This is a genomic window from Aromatoleum toluolicum (assembly GCF_012911005.2).
GTDB classification, from domain to species: domain Bacteria; phylum Pseudomonadota; class Gammaproteobacteria; order Burkholderiales; family Rhodocyclaceae; genus Aromatoleum; species Aromatoleum toluolicum.
This window is the reverse complement of record NZ_WTVS01000274.1, coordinates 1-384: the sequence shown is the minus strand read 5'-3', so window position 1 is coordinate 384 and position 384 is coordinate 1. Positions and strand designations below refer to the sequence as shown.

Here is a 384-nt window from a genome sequence, read left to right as displayed (position 1 = left end):
CACCATGGTCCAGCCCATGGTCTGTTTGCCATCGTCACGGTTGGGCCGCGTGTCCCTGCTGCCGGAGGCCTCCGATCTGTACATCCAGTTTTGCAGGCAGGCATTGCCGGCAGGTTTGCACCTGCAGGGTATGAAGATCGTCATCGACGCCGCCCATGGCGCCTGCCACCGCATCGCCCCCGAGGTGTTCCGACAGTTGGGCGCGGAGGTGGTTGCGGTGGGCGCCACGCCTGATGGGCAGAACATCAACGACAACGTGGGCGCCACGTCGCCCAAGCACCTGAGCGAGGCCGTGCTGGCTCACCAGGCAGATGTCGGCGTGGCGCTGGACGGCGATGGAGACCGGTTGGTGATGGTGGACAGCGAGGGCCGCATCTATGCGGG

General features: G+C 65.9%; 1 pseudogene. It reads left to right on the top strand.

From position 1 onward, the window contains the following. Nucleotides 1–49: 49 nt before the first annotated feature. Nucleotides 50–384: pseudogene (gene glmM / locus GPA27_RS28715) on the top strand (phosphoglucosamine mutase); the annotation flags it as partial.